The 17,812-nt window shown below is 44.6% G+C and carries 16 protein-coding genes; 8 read left to right on the top strand and 8 right to left on the bottom strand.

Features of this window, described 5'->3' with window-relative positions; all coding sequences use genetic code 11:
* The first annotated feature begins 109 nt into the window (after positions 1 to 109).
* Positions 110 to 466, top strand: coding sequence for an arsenate reductase family protein (locus FEF09_RS00615; protein ID WP_146302890.1), 357 nt, complete (start codon positions 110 to 112; stop codon positions 464 to 466).
* Positions 467 to 543: 77 nt separating this feature from the next.
* On the opposite strand, the gene FEF09_RS00610 is transcribed toward FEF09_RS00615, so the two are convergent.
* Positions 544 to 1,650 (bottom strand): glycosyltransferase, encoded by a 1,107-nt coding sequence (locus FEF09_RS00610; protein ID WP_146302888.1) that lies wholly within the window; start codon positions 1,648 to 1,650, stop codon positions 544 to 546.
* A 381-nt stretch (positions 1,651 to 2,031) separates the two neighbouring features.
* Between FEF09_RS00610 and FEF09_RS00605 the strand changes: the two genes are divergently transcribed.
* From FEF09_RS00605 to FEF09_RS00595, 3 genes are all read left to right on the top strand, one after another.
* Complete coding sequence (locus tag FEF09_RS00605) at positions 2,032 to 2,280, top strand: hypothetical protein (RefSeq protein WP_012788383.1); 249 nt, start codon at positions 2,032 to 2,034, stop codon at positions 2,278 to 2,280.
* A 636-nt stretch (positions 2,281 to 2,916) separates the two neighbouring features.
* Positions 2,917 to 4,074, top strand: a complete 1,158-nt coding sequence (locus FEF09_RS00600; RefSeq protein WP_146302886.1) for a formimidoylglutamase — start codon at positions 2,917 to 2,919, stop codon at positions 4,072 to 4,074.
* Positions 4,075 to 4,084: 10 nt separating this feature from the next.
* Positions 4,085 to 4,975: a YitT family protein gene (locus FEF09_RS00595; protein WP_186774139.1), complete on the top strand. Its 891-nt coding sequence runs from the start codon at positions 4,085 to 4,087 to the stop codon at positions 4,973 to 4,975.
* Between the two features lies 1 nt (position 4,976).
* On the opposite strand, the gene FEF09_RS00590 is transcribed toward FEF09_RS00595, so the two are convergent.
* The 5 genes from FEF09_RS00590 to FEF09_RS00570 all read right to left on the bottom strand — a co-directional run bounded on the left by FEF09_RS00590 (position 4,977) and on the right by FEF09_RS00570 (position 10,402).
* Complete coding sequence (locus FEF09_RS00590) at positions 4,977 to 5,384, bottom strand: lysozyme inhibitor LprI family protein (protein ID WP_146302883.1); 408 nt, start codon at positions 5,382 to 5,384, stop codon at positions 4,977 to 4,979.
* Between the two features lie 165 nt (positions 5,385 to 5,549).
* Positions 5,550 to 6,833 (bottom strand): M16 family metallopeptidase, encoded by a 1,284-nt coding sequence (locus FEF09_RS00585; RefSeq protein ID WP_146302881.1) that lies wholly within the window; start codon positions 6,831 to 6,833, stop codon positions 5,550 to 5,552.
* Positions 6,834 to 6,892: 59 nt separating this feature from the next.
* The gene (locus FEF09_RS00580) at positions 6,893 to 8,128 is read right to left on the bottom strand and encodes a M16 family metallopeptidase (RefSeq protein ID WP_146302879.1); all 1,236 of its coding nucleotides are present in this window, start codon (positions 8,126 to 8,128) and stop codon (positions 6,893 to 6,895) included.
* A gap of 57 nt (positions 8,129 to 8,185) precedes the next feature.
* A complete protein-coding gene (locus FEF09_RS00575) occupies positions 8,186 to 9,106 on the bottom strand; it encodes a retropepsin-like aspartic protease (protein WP_186774138.1) in 921 nt (306 codons plus the stop codon).
* Between the two features lie 81 nt (positions 9,107 to 9,187).
* Positions 9,188 to 10,402 (bottom strand): aspartyl protease family protein, encoded by a 1,215-nt coding sequence (locus tag FEF09_RS00570; protein ID WP_261387272.1) that lies wholly within the window; start codon positions 10,400 to 10,402, stop codon positions 9,188 to 9,190.
* 79 nt (positions 10,403 to 10,481) lie between these two features.
* Here FEF09_RS00570 and mqnC point away from each other — a divergent pair, with 79 nt between their 5' ends.
* From mqnC to FEF09_RS00555, 3 genes are all read left to right on the top strand, one after another.
* Positions 10,482 to 11,606: a cyclic dehypoxanthinyl futalosine synthase gene (mqnC, locus tag FEF09_RS00565; RefSeq protein ID WP_146302875.1), complete on the top strand. Its 1,125-nt coding sequence runs from the start codon at positions 10,482 to 10,484 to the stop codon at positions 11,604 to 11,606.
* 347 nt (positions 11,607 to 11,953) lie between these two features.
* Positions 11,954 to 12,595: a hypothetical protein gene (locus FEF09_RS00560; RefSeq protein WP_146302873.1), complete on the top strand. Its 642-nt coding sequence runs from the start codon at positions 11,954 to 11,956 to the stop codon at positions 12,593 to 12,595.
* 50 nt (positions 12,596 to 12,645) lie between these two features.
* Positions 12,646 to 13,188: a GNAT family N-acetyltransferase gene (locus FEF09_RS00555; protein WP_146302871.1), complete on the top strand. Its 543-nt coding sequence runs from the start codon at positions 12,646 to 12,648 to the stop codon at positions 13,186 to 13,188.
* On the opposite strand, the gene FEF09_RS00550 is transcribed toward FEF09_RS00555, so the two are convergent.
* Positions 13,185 to 14,078 (bottom strand): hydroxypyruvate isomerase family protein, encoded by an 894-nt coding sequence (locus tag FEF09_RS00550; RefSeq protein WP_146302869.1) that lies wholly within the window; start codon positions 14,076 to 14,078, stop codon positions 13,185 to 13,187. The two genes, FEF09_RS00555 and FEF09_RS00550, sit on opposite strands and share 4 nt — an antisense overlap.
* 296 nt (positions 14,079 to 14,374) lie before the next feature.
* Between FEF09_RS00550 and FEF09_RS00545 the strand changes: the two genes are divergently transcribed.
* On the top strand, positions 14,375 to 14,692 hold the full coding sequence (locus FEF09_RS00545; RefSeq protein ID WP_146302867.1) for a hypothetical protein: 318 nt from the start codon (positions 14,375 to 14,377) through the stop codon (positions 14,690 to 14,692).
* A 197-nt stretch (positions 14,693 to 14,889) separates the two neighbouring features.
* On the opposite strand, the gene FEF09_RS00540 is transcribed toward FEF09_RS00545, so the two are convergent.
* Positions 14,890 to 17,772: a TonB-dependent receptor gene (locus FEF09_RS00540; RefSeq protein ID WP_146302865.1), complete on the bottom strand. Its 2,883-nt coding sequence runs from the start codon at positions 17,770 to 17,772 to the stop codon at positions 14,890 to 14,892.
* Positions 17,773 to 17,812 lie beyond the last annotated feature (40 nt).

Genomic DNA, 17,812 nt, shown 5'->3' with positions numbered 1-17,812 from the left:
GCATGATAATGCAAGAGCAGATATTGAAAGGTGTGTGGATGTCTGCGGACTGTGTAAGGGTTGGACATTGGGTGTAAAAATGGATATTTGCGTACCAAAGTGTAACAATATGAAGAAAATATATCATTTATCTACCTGCACTACCTGTAAGCGGATATTGGAGGAAGTGAAGGCAAAGGAAAACGGATTTGTGTTGCAGGATATCAAGACAGAAAAGATCACCCCTGCGCAGCTGGAAGAAATGCATGCGTTGGCAGGCACATATGAGGCATTGTTTAGTCGCCGGTCACAAAAATATCGTCCGATGGGATTGCATGAAAAAGAACTGACGGAGAATGACTATCGTGATCTTATCCTGCAGGAGTACTCTTTCCTGAAGCGCCCGGTAGCGATTGTTGGGAAACAGATATTTGTGGGTAGTGATAAGAAAGCGGTAGAAGGACTGACTGCTGTTGCAGCGAAGTAAGTTATTGAAATGATAAAAAAGAGAGGCGCCTACCAACGGTAGACGCCTCTCTCTTTTTTATGTATATCCGGAATATGCTAATTGTTTGTCGGGAGTTGTGCCACCCATTTTCTCACCACATCTTTATACTGTTGCATATCCTGTTCGTGCTCAAATGACTTGAAGTCGAATTTATCCGCCGCTTCGAGTGCTTTTTTGAGTTCGAATGTATGCTGTGGGATGTTGTAGAAATAGCCCTTTTTCATGAGGAACTTGCCGAGGTATTCCTGTTCTGACTGACCGGGAGTCGGGATCAGAATCGCCTTTTTATTCAGCTTTACCAGATCCATCAGGGTGGTATAGCCGGAACGGCTCAATACCATTTTGGATGCCAGCATGGCTTCATTCAACTCTTTGGCATTCATGTGGTTAACCTGCTGTACACCCGGAGCGATCTGTTTCTTCTCTGGGGTACCGGGTTTACCACTTACGATCAGGGCACTTATTTGCAAAGATCCGATCTGGTCGAGTATCATTTTCTCGAGGTTGGACCGTTGTGGTTCCGGACCGGATATGAGTACCAGCAGATCATATTGTTGTTTTACATCCGGACGATCTTCAAAACGGCTGAGACAGCCCAGATAGGTTGTATTGGCCGGCAGTTTTGATGGATGGGCCAATATTCCGGAAAGGTTATGTGCGTCAGCATAATCAGGAATCCAGCAGGCGCTGTACCGGTTGATATAGCGGTAGTTGAGTGCCTGCAGCCATTTCTCGATGAAACCGCCGAAAGGCGTCTTGATCAGCAGCTGATGCGAGATGAAAACAGTAGGTATTTTGCTGTGGTATAGGCCAAAGCGGTTGTCCGAAATCACGGCGTCTATCTGATGCTCTTTTACGACCCCTTCCAACCATTGCTGTTCGAATTTAATAGCATTCAGGATCTTAGGAATCTGCTGAATGATTTTCCAGCCAAAAAACCAGCCTTTTTGTGCGTATTCGATACGGTAGCCAGGTAAGGGAAGGATCGTCAATTCCGGGAACTCCTGCTGTAAGAGAGCAGCATGTTTACCCTCTGCTGCAATAACAACCTTGCAGCCAGCGTTTAATAGTTCATGGATAAGCGGGATGTCGCGTGTAGCATGTCCCAATCCCCAGTCGAGCGGGACTATGAGAATCGTTTTGCGCGTAGAAATTGTGGACAAATATTTGAAATTTTTACGAAATTAGCTTAATTTAGAAAAGCGCACTGTTAAGAAACGGTAAACTCTCGTACGGACAGGCTTTATAATAAAGTGAACTAACTTAAGAGTAATATGAAAACAAAAAAATGGATGACTATCTTTTTAGTGTGCGGTAGTCTTATCATTATGAGTCAGGGTTGTAAGATATTGAAGAAGAATGACTGCGGATGCCCTACCATGAATAAAAAACGTATGCACTAAGTAATAAGTACTTTGTCTTTTGCCGTTGAGTTCCCGATCTTGAAGGAAAACTTGTGACATCCAGTTGTTAGATACGCCAGGCCGCTTACACCTATATGAAAACGCCTTTAACAATTTTAAGGGAACAGTCAAATTATTCAAATGAAACAGGTTGAGAGGGACTTATTGATCTTACTGCATGAAGATCGGTATAGCGAACAACAGATTCAATATGCAGTGAAGCAGATCAGCGATATGCTTACGATGGTTGAGACCATGGAATACCTATGTAACGTTATGGAAGTTGCTGATTGCAACAAAAACCGCATCACCAGCAAACGATCTGTACTACAGAAAGCATTTTCCAGGAAGGAGCATAAAGCATTCGAATTCATCGTTCATAAGAATTAATCTCACAGCTTCGCGGATTATTTCATGACCATACAATTGATCATGTGACCCCTGATGTGCCCTATTGATACCAATCCGCTTTTCATCTTTCTCAACATATTAACAGATACCAGTTATCTCCTTTAACAAACAGAAATTCAACATTTCCCGATATAATAGGAACCAGTTATCTCCTTTGTCTGCTATAGATACTAATCCACTGTTCATCTCTTCCGACGTACTCACTGATACCTGTTATCTGCTTTAACAAACAGTCATTCAACATTTTCCGATATAATAGGTACCAGTTATCTTCCTTATCTGCTATCGATACCCAATCCTCTGTTCTTCTTTTCCGACGTATTTACTGATACCTGTTATCTACTTTAACAAACAGTCATTCAACATTTCCAATACAACAGGAAGCAGAGACTTCTCTTGTCTATTATCGATACCAATCCGCTTCTCGCCTTTCCCGACGTATTAGCTGATATCTTTTATCTCTCGCAACAAACAGCCATTCAACATTTCCCGATACAACCGGAACCGGGTATCCCCTCACGGCAACTATCGATAACAATCTGTTATTCATCTTTTCATAGCGTGATAAATTTCATAATTGATTCGTAGGTTTGCCGCCAAACAAAAGTTGTTGTGATGTCAGACTTTACGCATCTGCATGATTATCTGTTACCAATTTCTAAAGCCAGCCTGAACAATGATCAGGTGTATGATGACTTCCAGATCGGAGGTGTTACCGATGCTTATGAGGAAGGTCATGTCCCCAATCTCGAAGCTGCAGATGTGATCATCCTTGGTGTAAGTGAAGACCGTGGATATGGTCCCGGTAAAAGAGGACCAGAATCACCGGATATTGTAAGAAGTGAATTTTACAGTTTATATTATTGGCACCGAGATGTTAAAATCGCCGACCTCGGCAATCTCCGTAAGGGGGTGAGTCTGCAGGATACTTACGCAGCGCTGAAAACAGTACTGGCAGAACTGATCAACTCCCATAAAACAGTCATTCTCTTGGGCGGATCGCATGACCTGACCTATGCACAATACAAAGCTTACGCCTCTCAGAAATATGTGATCGAAGTGACGGTTGCAGACGCGATCATTGATCTGAAAGAAGAGTCACAGGTGCCGGCAGATAAGTTCCTGATGGAAATGCTGACAGAACAGCCTAATTACATCCGTCATTACAACCACCTCGCTTTTCAGAGCTACTTTATACATCCACATATGATCGAAACGCTGGATAAACTGCGTTTTGACTGTTACCGCCTTGGCCGGGTAAGAGAGAATCTGGAAGAAATAGAACCTGTACTGCGTAACACAGATCTTTTCAGTATTGATGTCAATATTATCAAGCATAATGATGCACCGGCCAATACCCTCTCTCCTAATGGATTAGGAGGTGATGAAGCCTGCGCATTGGCCCGTTATGCTGGTATGAGCGGAAGGCTCAGCAGCTTTGGTATTTATGGCTACCGTCCGGAAAGAGACCGGGAGTCCCTGACGGCCAAACAGATTGCGCAGATGCTCTGGTATTTTGTGGATGGTATTGCCATCAGGAAGAAAGAAGCATTGCTCGAAGAAAGAGACGGATTTTATGAATTCAATATCGTTTGTGCAGATATAGACACCGTATTTCTCAAAAGTAAGAAGACGGGTCGCTGGTGGATGGAATTGCCCGCAAAAGGAAAGTCAAAAGAGAAAAGTTTCCTGCCCTGCTCCTATAGTGACTATTTGATGGCGAGCAATAATGAAATACCGGAAAGGTGGCTGAGACATCAGGAAAGATTGTAAGTTTACAGATATGTCACAAACCAGAAAGACGCGTGCCCGCATTAGTTATATTCAGAATGTTCAGGATATCGTATTGATCGGTATCGGTGTATTACTTGCAGCTGTGGGGCTGAAAGGCTTTTTGTTGCCCAACGGCTTTCTGGATGGAGGTGTAACGGGTATCTCCCTTTTGATAAGCCGGCTTACCGGTTGGTCAATCTCCGTACTGCTGATCGTGATCAATATTCCCTTTATTCTGTTGGCATACAGGCAATTGTCTGTTGCTTTTACCATCAGGGCGCTTTGTGCCATTCTGGGACTGGCAGCTGCGCTGGTGTTTATTGACATGCCGACGATTACCAGTGACAAATTGCTGATCGCTATTTTCGGCGGTTTCTTTCTTGGCGCCGGTATTGGTATGTCTGTAAGAGGCGGTGCTGTACTGGATGGCACAGAAGTACTGGCCCTTTACATCAACCGGAAAACGGTACTGTCAATGGGCGAAGTGATCATGTACTTCAATATTGTGATATTTAGTATTGCGGCTGTGCTGATCAATGTGGAGACAGCGTTATATGCAATGCTCACCTATCTTTCTGCCTCCAAAACCGTTGACTTCATCATTCAGGGTTTTGAAGAATATATCGCACTGACCATTATCTCCAGTGAAAGTGAACTCATACGAAAAACCCTGACCTTGACTTTGCGCAAAGGTGTGACCGTTTTCAAGGGTCAGAGCGGGTTTGGCAAGCGGGGATCAGTGAACAGAGATATCGACATCATTTATACTGTAGTGACCCGTCTGGAAGTGCACAAAATCATCGACGAGATCGAGAAGATTGATGAAAAAGCCTTCATTGTACAGCACAATATCAACGATACCAAAGGCGGCATGATTAAACGCCGCGCAACCCACCACTAACTCAGGAGTGTTTGCCGAGGAGTTCTACCACACGTGTTTTCAGGAAAGCAGCTTTGTTATCGGTAACGATCATATCATCATCCAGACCAGACAATGTCAGCGGTCTTTTCTTTTCTACACGCACATCAATGTCCTTGAAATAAGTTTCTTTTTTCTCTTCCCACTGTTGCTGGGAGATCTGTAAGGTTTGCCGGCGATTGGGGTCAAGATTATCATACAGTTCGGTATATACGCTGTGCAGCAGACTGTCCATTTGTGTATAATACTGAAGGGCGCAGTTAAAATTGCTTTTTCCTTCTGAAAGACATTGCTGATAGCGCTTCTCCAAAGAGTCAACGGCAGATTTGCTGGTTTGTGCGAAAACATTCATACAGATGCACAATGGTAAACAAAGGATATAGCGTTTCATCGGATTGAACAATTAGGGCTGCAAATATAATAAATTATAAATATGTGAAATTGGCTGTTTTCAGGGATAAAATGGAGTCAATCTGCAAAAAAAGAGGCTTCCACATATTGTGGAAGCCTCTTTTTTATAAAAACAGCAGAAATGCTGTAGAAAATCAATGTAGGATCAGATTACTACCAGTTCGTAGAAGTCTTCAGGAGACAGGTATTCCTGTGCCAGTTCCTGTAATTCTTCGGCGGTGATCGTCTTGATAGTATTGATGTTATTGTAGAAGTAATTTTCATCCAGTCCATTCAGAATCAGATTTTTCCAACGTTGAATGACTTCGAATGCGCCATCCAGATCCCCGAGAATGGAGCCGATCATGAAGTTGCGCACCAGATGCAGTTCTTCTTCCGGTACAATCTCTTTCTGGAGTGTACGCAGTTCTTTGTAGATCTCTTCGATGGTTGCTTCGCACACATCACGTCCGGCTTCTGTCTGGATATTGATAGCGCTGGATTGGCGGAAGTTATAGAGTTGTGAGTGTATACCGTAGGTATATCCTTTTTCCTCGCGGATGTTGCTCATCAGACGGGAGCCAAAGTAGCCGCCCAGAATGGTGTTCAGCACCAGCATTTTAGGGAAGTCAGGATGGTAGCGGTTCGGGAATGGACGAGCCACGCGAACAGCGCCTTGTACACCGTTTTCATCATTGAAAATGCGGAACTTCTTTTCTTCTGCCGGCATGATGGAAATCTCAGGACGTACGATGGATGCTTCTCCGTTCCATTTCGTTTTACCGAAATACTCGTTCAGCATTTCTATCATATTCGCCGGCAGGTGGCCTGCTACAAAGATCTTACAGTTATTGTATGTGTAATGCTGTTTGTAGAAAGCCTGCATGGTGGCACTCTGTAAAGCGTCGTAAGCTTCCATGCTGCTTACTCTGCCATATGGGTGAAACTCACCAAAGAGATAACGGTCAATGTGCCTGTTGGCTACGAAGTCGCATTTCTGCAGGTTTACCGCCAGTCGCTGTTTCATGTTCTGACGGAAGATCGCCAGTTCTTCTTCAGGAAAAACCGGATCGAGGAGTACTTCCTGTAATACGGGCACCAGATCTGCAAAGTGTTTTGTGAGACAGTGCAGCGTATAGGTTGCGTATTCATGATGACTGGTCCGGTTCAGATAAGCACCGAAGTAGTCAATATTTTCATTGATCTGAAGAGCGGAAAGTTTCCCGCTGCCATTCTTCATGAGGAAGTTGGTGGCGGATGCAACCAGATTTTCGGATTCATACCAGCTACCTCCGGGGAATACCAGTTCCAGCTGTAAAGTATCCTGCTCGTCTGATTTGATGATATGGACAGGGATGCCATTGTCCAGTGTGACCTTTTCGTAAGGTCTCAGCTTGATATCGAAGGCCGTGGCATCTTTTATTTCAGGGGCAATTTTCCGGTTTATCATTAATCTAAAAGCATATTTATTTACAAAGGATTAAACGATGTCAATTGTGTATGAACATGTTATCCTGCGTAATAGTAAATCGTATTGGAATTTTTCTCGTCGAAAAGATGTTGTGCTTCTTCGTGCATTTCAGTCGCCGTAACGGCTTCGTAATGGCTGAATTCATTATTCATGAGAGAAGCATCACCGATCAGTTCATAGAATGCCAGGTTATTGGCCCTGTTGAGCAGTCCCATATCTTCAAAGGCCAGCATACTTTCCACCCTGTTTTTCACTTTCTGTAGTTCTCTTTCAGGGATGATGGTTTGCTGTACTTTATCGATTTCTTCCTGCACCGCTTTTTCTGCATCTTTCATTTTCACACCTTTCACCAGTTTGCCTTCGATCGTCAGCAGACCGGCATCAAGTGTGCCGAAATGATAACAGTCAATATTGCTGAACAGTTTTTTCTCTTTCACCAGCACCTGATTGAGACGGGAAGATGCACCGCCACCAAGGATGTCAGAGATCAGGTCTGTCGCATAATAACCTTTGCCGGTACGCCCTGGCATATGGTAGCATTTGTATAATGCATCCAATGGCACATTGGCTTTTACTTCCAGTTTATGCGCAGCCGTCTGTAATGGCTCCGGTGCGATATTACGCTGTATGCGTTCTCCGGCGGGAATATCGCCGAACCATTTTTCTGCCAGCGCTTTTACCTGTGCGGTAGTAACGTGGCCACCAACAACGAGGATCGCGTTGGAAGGGCGGTAATATTTGAAGAAGAAATCTTTTACGTCCTGCAGTTTTGCATTTTCGATATGAGAGAGTTCTTTTCCGATAGTCATCCATTTGTAGGGATGTGAGGAATAAGCGAGGTCTCTCATTTTGTGCCATACGTCGCCGTAAGGCTTGTTGATATAGTGTTCTTTGAACTCTTCACTCACTACTTTACGCTGTACGTCCAGACTCTTGTCGCTGAATGCGAGTGAGAGCATACGGTCGCTTTCCAGCCAGAATGCGGTTTCGATATTCTCGGCCGGCAGTTGTATATAGTAGTTGGTCAGATCGCTGGTAGTGTAGGCGTTGTTTTCGCCGCCGGCCATCTGTAAAGGTTCATCGTATTCAGGTATGTTGATGGAGCCGCCGAACATCAGGTGTTCGAACAGGTGAGCAAAACCAGTCTTTGTTGGATCTTCATCACGTGCGCCCACATCGTACATCACGTTTACCACTGCCATTGGAGTGGTATGGTCTTCATGCACGATCACGCGCAATCCGTTGGCTAAAGTGAATTTATTGAAATGAATCATATTTCCCTGTTTATGAGAGTTGCAAGTTAACTAAAAGAATGGGAGAATGGACTGCTACTATTTTTCCAGAAATAACTCGCGTCCGGTATAATTGATTGTAATGGATTTGAATTGGCGCCATACCATATAACCGATAGAACCGGCCATTTCACGGATAGAGCCGGCATCATTGACATCTTTGCTGTAGCTGGCTCCGACCTGTGTCAGCTTTGTGGTGCCCAGTTCAAGGGCCGGCAGACTGGTATTGGTGTAGGTTAAATCTTTATAAAGGTCCCCTACTTTATCGGTGCTCAGGATGGGCAGACGGGTATTTAAGTGATGCTTCTCCACGTAGGGAAAGTTAAACAGGATACCGTATTCTCCACCTGAAACGAGATGATAATAGCTGTTAAGCGTCTGACCGTCAGGTAAGGTAATGGTGCCTTCCAAAGCCGGCGTCTCAAAGTTCCGGGTGAGTGCCATCCTTTGCCCGGGTGTATTGGGAGGTGTTTTCTGCATCCGGTAAAGCTCCAGTATTTCTTTGTCGTAATCGATCTTCACGATGAATGCTTTGAGCAGGTCCACACCGATGATACCATCAATTGTGACGGGAATGTCATTAAATTCGGTGAGTGGTTCGAGATATACTTTGACGAAAGGAAGTCTGGTTTTTTCAAAAAACAGGACGCTGAGCTCTGCTGTCGGCACTCTGACAACGACGGCATCTGTGCCACTGAGACCACCATTGTTTTTTGTTTTCAGTTGCAGGCGGTCGGCTGTCTGTTGCCGCAGGGTTGTCACTTCCGCCCCGGTATCAAAAATGAAATGAAGACTGTCTGTTACACCGGTAGGCGTAACGCCCGAAAGGGCGCAGCTGATTACCATGTAACGATCGAACAGCCTGAATGGGACTGTAGCAGTCGGTTTCTGAATGGCCGGTACCTGAGCGAAGAGGAATACCGGCAGGCATACGAGTATGACAAAAAGGTACTTTCTCACGATGAACATTATCTCCTTTTAAGCGGGATAGCCCCACACAGATTTCTAACGGAGGAATGTGCAATGTATTATATCAGGCGCTTATAATATGCTTTTGATCTGCATTTTTTTTATCATCAACTCTTTGTTGCGCATGATCAGGAGTGAAGGACGGGTACCTACGTTTTTCAGCAGATCACGGTATATCTGCAGATTGTTCGAAAAAGTATTGTTGATCGCCATGATAATGTCTCCTTTCAGCAAACCGGCTTTTTCGGCCGGGGAACCTTTGATGATATCAGTGATTTCGACCCTGCCATCTATGAGATAGATGATCAGGCCTGTATAGGAATAGTCAAAGGGATCTTTGTAGTGAGAATTAGGTATCAGGTAGATCTCCTTTTTGCCATAATTGAGTATCAGGTTAAATCTGCGCAGCAGATCATTACCGACCATTCCTCCGAGGAAAGGATAGGCAGTGACATTGGTGACGTCATCAAAGAGGTAGACTGGCACATTTCTGAAGGAATAGTTGCCGATCTTGAATTCCTGTAAGGTGGTAATGTCCATATTCATTTTACCACCCAGCCCCTGCGCTTCCGTCTGGATGACTTTACGTTGTCTTTTCCGGGAAGAAAGAATAGCGCTGTCCTGCACGAACTGATGGGACAGCAGCAGGCACATTCCTGCGCCGGTATCAAAATAGTAGCGGTTGAAGTGCTGCGCCTTTCCATTTTTCAGAAAAGCATTGACGATGGGGATCAGTGTCAGGGATGGGCGCATCAGGTGCCCACCTCTTGGATAATTGAATTTGCCTTTGTGGTAGATGGAGATGGTTTCGGTATCATAATCGACCTGCACGATGTATTTGCTTAACAGACTGTATCCCATGATACCATCGATCTGCAGACCATATACCTGACTGATAAGTTCATAGTCATTGATATGGAAATCCAGACTATCCACCTGTAAACCGGGTAATAACAGTGTTCGGTCCATGGCAAAGGCCACGGTTTTCGAACCCCCTACTCCCCTCACGACGCGATCTGTAGGCGTCAGCTTAATGCCCAGTTGCAGGCAGGTATTGGTATCAAGTGAAATACCGGCGCTGCCGGTATCCAGAATGAACTGCAGAGTATCAGGAATACCAGCCAGACAGGCCCTGATGACGACTACGCCACCATAATACTGTTTGAACGGGAAACGGGTAATCAGCTCGCCTTCTTTGGGAGGGTTTGCAGGTGCAGGTGTCGTTTGCGCGGAGGCAACGTGGAACAGACACATAATGGCAATTGATATGAGCCAACAGTGCTTCAACAGCGTAGAATTTTGCATACAGAGACCGTGACAGAATAACGGTGCTATAAATTTAACAATATTCCTACCTTTGTTCATCATGGAACTGAAAGATCTATACAGGAAAGCATTAAACTTCGAGTGGCTCACACCGGAAGAAGGGATTTACCTCTTTGAAAAGGCACCGCTTGCGGAACTGATGGATGTGGCGAATGAACTGCGTAAGCAGCAGGTACCTCATGGAAAGGTGACCTGGCAGATTGACCGAAACGTGAATACAACGAACGTGTGTACGGCCAACTGTAAGTTCTGCAACTTCTACAGGGTTCCCGGTCATGCTGAGGCTTATATTACCAGCATTGACGAATACAAGAAAAAGATAGAAGAGACGCTGAAATTCGGCGGAGATCAGCTGCTGCTGCAGGGTGGTCACCATCCGGAACTGGGGCTGAAATTCTATGTAGATACTTTCAAACAGCTGAAGCAGTTATATCCTGCTATGAAGCTGCACGCACTCGGTCCCCCCGAAGTAGCGCATATCACCAAACTGGAAAAGAGCACGCATATCGAGGTGCTGGCTGCACTGCAGGAAGCGGGAATGGCCAGTTTACCGGGAGCAGGTGCTGAGATCCTGAATGACCGCGTACGCCGCCTTATCTCCAAAGGAAAATGTGGTGCACAGGAATGGCTGGATGTCATGAGAGCTGCGCATAAACTGAATATTCCGTCATCTGCTACCATGATGTTTGGTCACGTGGAAACACTGATGGAACGTTTCCAGCACTTTGCCGACATCCGTCAGGTACAGAGTGAAAAGCCGGAAGGCCATTATGGTTTCACCGCTTTCATTCCGTGGACATTCCAGGACGTAGACACACTGTTGTCTCGTATCCGTGGTGTACATAACATGACAAGTTCTGAAGAATATATCCGTATGATCGCGATGAGCCGTATCATGCTGCCTAATATCAAGAACATCCAGGCTTCCTGGCTGACGGTAGGTAAGCAGGTTGCACAGATCTGTCTGCATGCAGGTGCAAACGACTTCGGTTCTATCATGATTGAGGAGAATGTGGTGAGTGCCGCTGGTGCTCCGCACAGATTCACCTACCGTTCTATGCAGGAGGCGATCAAGGAAGCGGGCTTCGAGCCGCAGCTGCGTACACAATTGTATGAGTTCAGAGAGATTCCGGCAGGCATACAGGAACAGGTGATCAATTATTAATCAGGAATTAAAAATTAACAATTAAGCGTTGTTAGTGCAGCATAGGTTCCTGTTGATGTAGTTAATTTTCACTTTGATAATAGTTATAAAGGCTTCATCCTTCGTTGATGCTACGTTAAAAACGTAGCATCAACGAAGGATGAAGCCTTTATAACTATTGGATTAGCCTGTTAAGGGATATAGCCTTAAAAGTTGTAAAAAGGCAGTATCAGGGCGGTGCTTCATCTTTAATTTTTAACACCTGATTTTTTTAAAAGCAACTGGTTATCAAAGAAATGTTAATTTTCTTATCCAGTTGTAACTCTTTTTGTCTACCGTCGTCTAACAGATAGTTAAAAGGAGGAATTATGAAAAAGTTAGGATTATTTTTAATGGCTATAGGGCTGTTGTCAATGACAGCCTGTACCAGCACCAAACTGACTTCGTCCTGGAAGACACCGGATGCCCGGCTACAGCAGGAAAACAAGATCATGGTGATAGCGCTGGTACCTGCGAAAGAACGCAGTCTGCGTGTATTGATGGAAAATAACCTGGTTTCCGAACTGAAGAAAGAAGGTTATAATGCGGTATCTGCGTATGCTACGTACGGGCCTGACGACAACCTTGGTAAAGGAGATGAAAAGGCGGCCCTGAAAAAGTTCCGCAGCAGCGATGTGGATCAGGTAATGACGATCGCAATGGTGGATAAATCCCGTGAAAGAACATACGTGCCGGGTTATGGTGCCTATGGTCCTTACGGTAATCCATATTATGGTGGTTTCTGGCCTTATTACAGGGGCTGGTACGGACGTATGTATGATCCGGGCTATACACAGGTTAATACGAAATATGAGTGGGATACCAACCTGTATGACCTGAAAGAGAAGAAGTTACTGTATAATGCACAGTCTGCGTCGGTAGACCCTCCTACGGCTTACCGGCAGGCTTACCTGTTTGCAAAGCAGATCGTGAAGGATATGCAGAAGCAACAGCTGATAGCAATGAAGTAGTAATTTATTAAATTTGAGGTTTGGCCGGACGCCAAACCTCATTTTATTTTATGTTGGAATTATCTGTTAATGAATCTCTTATACTAAGGCAACTGCAACCGGAACACGCGCCTATACTCTATCAGCAACTGGATACGTCCCGCAAAAGTCTTCGTCGCTTTCTTCCCTGGGTGGATTATAACACCCATTCAGATCATACCCTTCGTTTCATTGAGATGATGCAGCGCAAAGCAGAGGATCAGGAAGCCATTGCTTTTGGTATATGGTATCAGGAGCAACTGTGTGGTGTGGTCGATCTGCACAACTGGGACCATCAGCTGGAAATAGCAGAGATCGGGTACTGGTTGGGTGAAAAATTCCGCGGCAAAGGTATTGCCGTGAACGCCTGCAAAGCCCTTATCTCTTTTGCTTTTGAATCGCTGAGGCTGAATAAGTTAGAGATCCGCTTTGCTTTACAGAACGAGCGGAGTGCCCAGATCCCCATCAGGCTTGGTTTTGCCAAAGAGGGAATTCTTCGCCACAGTGCCAAACTGCATGGACAGTATGTAGACACGGTGGTGATGGGGATACTGAAGCAGGACTGGAAATACTAAATATCACATATCTCCACACCTTGTTTCAAAGAAGCCAGTTTATCGGCACGCTTAGGCACAAATTCCTGTGCAACAAAGCCTTTGAAGCCTGTATCGTGTATCGCCTTCATAATAGCCGGATAATACAACTCCTGCGTTTCGTCAATCTCATTTCTGCCCGGAACGCCACCAGTATGATAATGCGCAAAATACTGGTGATTATTCTGGATGGTGCGGATCACGTCTCCTTCCATAATCTGCATATGGTAGATATCGTATAGCAATTTAAAGCGTTCTGAACCAATTGATTTACACAGTTCCACGCCCCAGCTGGTGTGGTCGCACTGATAATCAGGATGGTTTACCTTACTGTTCAGCAGTTCCATTACAATGGTCACTTTCTTCTTTTCCGCATAGCTCATTATACGTTTAAGCCCTTTCGCACAGTTTTCAATGCCAGCCTGATCATCCAGTCCGTCACGGTTACCGGAAAAACAGATCAGGTTTGTAAAACCAGCCTTTGACGTCTCATCTATCAGGTATTCGTAGTACGTAACGAGCTGATCATGATGCGCTTCTCTATTCCAGCCCCGGCCGATGTTCCAGTCTTTATTGATGGAGGCCACCATAGCACAGGTCAGGTCATATTTTTTAGCGGTGGCGAAATCTTTAGGATCCAGCAGATCAATGGAGGCGAGGCCAATTCTGTTGGCCGCCTTACAGAGGTCTTCCAGTGGAATGTCATTGTAGCACCATGCACAAACGGAATGGTTGATCTGGCCTTTCAGTTTTTCCTCTACCTTGTTTTCGTGCGCCATCACACGGGTAGACAGAGAAGCAAGAGATGTGGAAGCAAACGCCATAGCAGCAGCCTTTTTAATCATATCGCGGCGGGAATTTTCGTTAAGCATGTTGGAAACAGTTTACGTGAAACTACGCAATTTAAAATTCCGTAGATCTGTAACGTTAAATACTTCGTAACTTTATATAGCGCCAATACGTTATACTATTTAGAGGACAATTATGTTTGATTAAAGGATTACGAATACACAGAGAGAACAAATCAGCATTTTTTAATAGATTGTATTACAAAGATTTACTCCCAAAAAACGCCACAACGCCGCATCGTAATTCCCATACCGGTCAACCGTAATTTAAATTGGTAAGCTATTTGATTATACTTTGTTAACATTTAAAGCGGAGGTCTATGGAAAGAAGATTTACCCCTGCATTATGGACTTGTATCGTAATGGACCTGATTGGATGTGCAAGTTATACTGTGCCGGTTTTAGGAGAAGTGAGTGACGTGATCTGGGCCCCAATTTCTGCTATTATTTTTTACAGGATGTTTGGCAGTAACCTGGGTGCTTTTGGAAGTGTGTTCAACTTTATTGAAGAACTATTCCCTGGTCTGGATTTCATTCCAACATTTACACTGAGCTGGGTAGTAAGAAAAGTCACGCAAAGCATCAGGGAACGCAAGACGGCTCAAAAAGTACGCAGGTACAAGGTAGCCGGTGTATAGTGCCATGAGCACCAACAAAAAATACTAAGGTTGTAAGGTTTCAAAGCTGGAGGTATGAATGAGGAAGTACGCCCCCACCTTTGTTATCCTTTCAACCTTTCAAAAAATCATCAACATCGGAGTCATTTTACATCAAATTTGAATAAAAAAAGGTCTCACATATTTGTGAGACCTTTTACGTTTAATGTATTGTCTTTCTAACCCCTTGGCATACCCATCGGTGCACCCATTCTCATTCCCGGAGGGCCCATCCGGCGACGTTCATTACCGTTTCCATTTCCACTACCTGCAAATTTGTTAATGAAGAAGGTGAAGCTCAGCATGAAGTATCGTTGTAATACCATGTTGTTCACATCTTCAATGTAGTTTTCACCTGTGTTACGCGCGATGCTTACGTTCTGGTGTAACAGGTCGTAACCGGAGAATTTGATCAGGCCTCTCTTATTCTTGAATACGCTTTTTGAAACGAATGCATTCAGCATTGTAACGTCCACGTTGTAACCTTCAGCCCGGCCGGCATTCAACGTATAAGTGATATCACTTCCGATGATAAATCCGAGTGGCAGATTTACATTGTAGTCAAATGCGAACGAATAGTTGAAATAGTTTGTATTGTTGTTCGGCTGTACCGCGTAGCGTGCACCACTGTAGTTAACGTTTGCGCTGGTAGAGAAGTCAAACAACTCTTTGTATGTATAGTTGAAATTGATACCCTGTGTTACACCAAAATTCTGCGTGTATGTTCTTGCCAGTCTGGAGAAATCTTTTCCACCACTTACAAAACTTACATCTCTGTTGTAGTTGAAATTGGTATTCAGACTCACAGTAGTGTTCAGCTTTTTAATTGGCAGACTATTCACAGCATATGCACTCAGGTTGTATGCACCATTGGCGTTCATTGGTTTCGTGTATTGCTTACCGGAAGTATCTACGCGGTTGGCGTTTACAATTTTATTGCTGGTCAGACTTGCATTGATACCGGTGAAAAAGCCACGGAACGTGCTATTATTGAATGTATTGTAACCAAGGTTGATACTGTGCTGGAACGAAGGTTTCAGATCAGGGTTACCCTGTTGTACATACAGTGAACTCGTCAGATCAGGCAGTGGTTGCAACTGTGTTACTGTTGGCTGTGTAGTACTACCATTGTAACGTAAGCGCAATCTTTTGCCTCTCTGGAAATTATAGTTGAATGATGCTGACGGATAGAAATTCACCGTACGCTGATCGATATGTGTTTTACGACTTACATTATCATTTAACAGACTGGCAAATTGTACGTTCAGACCGAAGGTATAATCATATTTCAGTTTCTGCGTGCGGATATCGATACCTGCCTGTTGCGTAGTGAAAGTATTTTCAAAGATGTTACTCAGACTATCATTCAGCCGGTCGTATTTACCATTATCTCCGTTGACGTCGTAAGTAAGGTTTGTTGATGAGCTGTAATTATTGTTCCATGCATAAGACAGTTCCAGAAAGCGATCTTTCATGAGCGGCTCGGTATAGGTGAGTCGTACTCCCATATTACGGCCTTTATTATCCGCATTGGTCATTCTGTCGTAACCGGTAAAGTAAGCGTCTGTCGTATCAGAACCCAGGTGTGTATCCTGTGTTTTGAAGAAGTTTTGTCTGTCGGTGGTGTTATAACCGAAAGTCAGGTTGGCACTCAGTGTACGTCCTACTTTATTGAACTTTTTACGGAACAATGCGTTTGTAGAAAAGTTTGGCGACGTAGCATGGCTTCTGTTGTTGGACACACCGTCAATCGTCTGGATCTTGTTTTCATCCAGTGACTGATAGGTATTGCTGGAAGTCGTACCACCATCTGAATAAGAGAATGTTGGGGTTACAATCAACGAATGCATGGAGTCGATCTGGTACTCCATCCGCATGTTGAGACGGTGATTCTTATTTTCTGTAAGAGAACCTGATTGCTGATTGTAATAAAAGGTAGTATCAGCAAGGAAGGTCTGTTTGTCACTCGTTCTCTTTGTTTCCGTTTTTGTATCGTTAATGAAATAGCTACCGCTTATTTTCAGTTTGGAATTGAAGTCCTGATTATAGTTAAAACCGGCGTTCCAGTTGCGGGTGATACCGTTCGAATTATTGCCGCCCAGATTACTGATGGTGGATTGTGCCGCGCCGCGTCCGCCGCCGCCTGCACGGCCGCCACCACCGCCTCCTCCCCCGCCGCCGTTACCGCCGCTGAAGTTGAAGACGTCATTGAATGTATAGCCAAGATTATTTACGTTGTTACCACTTCCCAGAAAAGACAATTGTTTGTTATCGCGGAAGCTGTTCAGGCTTGCGTTGACAGCAAAGCGGTCATTATCACCATAGCCGGCAGACGCGCGACCGAAGAAGCCTTTCTTCTTGTCTTTTTTGATCGTGATATTGATTGTTTTCTCTGTGTTTCCGTCATCAATACCAGTAAATTGTGCCTGATCTGATTTACGATCGATCAGCTGAATTTTGTCAATGATGTCAGTCGGCAGATTTTTGGTAGCCAGTTTCGGGTCATCGCCAAAAAAAGGCTTACCATCTACCAATACCCTTTTCACTGTTTCACCCTGTGCTGTTATAGTACCATCTTTATCTACGGTAACTCCCGGTAGTTTTTTCAGCAGGTCTTCGACCACAGCATTTTCTCTTGTTTTGAAAGAACCGGCGTTGAATTCCAGCGTATCTTTCTTAACGGTGATCGGAGGCACTTCCTGAATAATCTCTACCTCGTTCAGCAGCAGGCCCTTGCCTTTGAGCTGTATGGTTCCCATATCCAGCACCGGATCGGTGGCTGAAAGCGTGACGCTTTTAAATATTGGTTTATAACCCAGGAACGTGATATATATTCTGTAGTTACCCAGGGCGACGCCTGAGAAAGAGAAGGCGCCTTTTTTATCGGTAAAGGCAGTAGCAGCAAGGGAGGAATCCCGGCCGTTCAGCAGGGCCACTGTTGCATCCGGTAAGGGATGTGCAGCAGACGAGTCGGTCAGGAGACCTTTTATCTGTCCCGTTTGCGCCTGTGTGGTCAGCGCAAACAGGAACAGTGTTATAGCAATAAGGGTAAATCTTTTCATGAAAAGGGTATTGGTAAAAGAGGAAACGATGCAAACTTAC

The sequence above is a fragment of the Chitinophaga pinensis genome, from assembly GCF_007896845.1.
In the GTDB taxonomy this organism is placed as follows: Bacteria; Bacteroidota; Bacteroidia; order Chitinophagales; family Chitinophagaceae; genus Chitinophaga; species Chitinophaga pinensis_C.
The sequence above is the reverse complement of the archived record's forward strand: the minus strand, read 5'-3'. Positions and strand labels throughout refer to the sequence as shown.

What these genes read in the sequence shown, in the direction of transcription:
- FEF09_RS00615 (WP_146302890.1), top strand. Translation starts at nt 110, where the DNA reads ATGAAGAAAATATATCATTTATCTACCTGCACTACCTGTAAGCGGATA.
- FEF09_RS00605 (WP_012788383.1), top strand. Translation starts at nt 2,032, where the DNA reads ATGAAACAGGTTGAGAGGGACTTATTGATCTTACTGCATGAAGATCGG.
- FEF09_RS00600 (WP_146302886.1), top strand. Translation starts at nt 2,917, where the DNA reads ATGTCAGACTTTACGCATCTGCATGATTATCTGTTACCAATTTCTAAA.
- FEF09_RS00595 (WP_186774139.1), top strand. Translation starts at nt 4,085, where the DNA reads ATGTCACAAACCAGAAAGACGCGTGCCCGCATTAGTTATATTCAGAAT.
- FEF09_RS00590 (WP_146302883.1), bottom strand. Translation starts at nt 5,384, where the DNA reads ATGAAACGCTATATCCTTTGTTTACCATTGTGCATCTGTATGAATGTT.
- FEF09_RS00585 (WP_146302881.1), bottom strand. Translation starts at nt 6,833, where the DNA reads ATGATAAACCGGAAAATTGCCCCTGAAATAAAAGATGCCACGGCCTTC.
- FEF09_RS00580 (WP_146302879.1), bottom strand. Translation starts at nt 8,128, where the DNA reads ATGATTCATTTCAATAAATTCACTTTAGCCAACGGATTGCGCGTGATC.
- mqnC (WP_146302875.1), top strand. Translation starts at nt 10,482, where the DNA reads ATGGAACTGAAAGATCTATACAGGAAAGCATTAAACTTCGAGTGGCTC.
- FEF09_RS00560 (WP_146302873.1), top strand. Translation starts at nt 11,954, where the DNA reads ATGAAAAAGTTAGGATTATTTTTAATGGCTATAGGGCTGTTGTCAATG.
- FEF09_RS00555 (WP_146302871.1), top strand. Translation starts at nt 12,646, where the DNA reads ATGTTGGAATTATCTGTTAATGAATCTCTTATACTAAGGCAACTGCAA.
- FEF09_RS00550 (WP_146302869.1), bottom strand. Translation starts at nt 14,078, where the DNA reads ATGCTTAACGAAAATTCCCGCCGCGATATGATTAAAAAGGCTGCTGCT.
- FEF09_RS00545 (WP_146302867.1), top strand. Translation starts at nt 14,375, where the DNA reads ATGGAAAGAAGATTTACCCCTGCATTATGGACTTGTATCGTAATGGAC.
- FEF09_RS00540 (WP_146302865.1), bottom strand. Translation starts at nt 17,772, where the DNA reads ATGAAAAGATTTACCCTTATTGCTATAACACTGTTCCTGTTTGCGCTG.